1 pseudogene is annotated in these 503 nt (G+C 45.3%); it reads left to right on the top strand.

Annotated elements, in window-relative coordinates:
* Positions 1 to 465 (top strand): annotated as a pseudogene (yscO, locus tag J5M73_RS31105) (type III secretion system central stalk protein YscO).
* The last annotated feature ends 38 nt before the right edge of the window (positions 466 to 503 follow it).

Raw genomic sequence — 503 nt, 5'->3', positions numbered from 1 at the left:
ATGATACGCCGCCTGCACCGGGTTAAAGTTTTACGCGTTGAACGTGCGGAGAAAGCCATCAAGACTCAGCAAGCTTGCTTGCAGGCAGCTCATCGACGTCATCAAGAGGCGGTGCAAACCAGTCAGGATTACCATTTGTGGCGTATTGATGAGGAGCAACGTCTATTTGATCAGCGAAAAAACACCACACTGAATTGTAAAGATTTGGAGAAATGGCAGCGACAAATAGCGTCGCTACGTGAAAAGGAGGCCAATTATGAACTGGAGTGCGCCAAATTATTGGAACGTTTAGCCAATGAGCGTGAGCGCCTTACGTTATGCCAAAAGATGCTGCAACAGGCTCGTCATAAGGAAAATAAGTTTCTCGAGCTAGTGCGACGAGAAGATGAAGATTAGCTAAATCAACAACATTATCAGGAAGAACAAGAACAAGAAGAGTTTCTACAGCATCACAGGAACGCCTAATGAATAAAATCACCACTCGTTCCCCATTAGAACCTGAG

This window comes from Pseudomonas sp. 50_B (assembly GCF_017491625.1).
Taxonomy (GTDB): Bacteria; Pseudomonadota; Gammaproteobacteria; order Pseudomonadales; family Pseudomonadaceae; genus Aquipseudomonas; species Aquipseudomonas danubii.
Note: the sequence above shows the minus strand (reverse complement) of the source record. Positions and strands in the feature narration are given on the sequence as shown.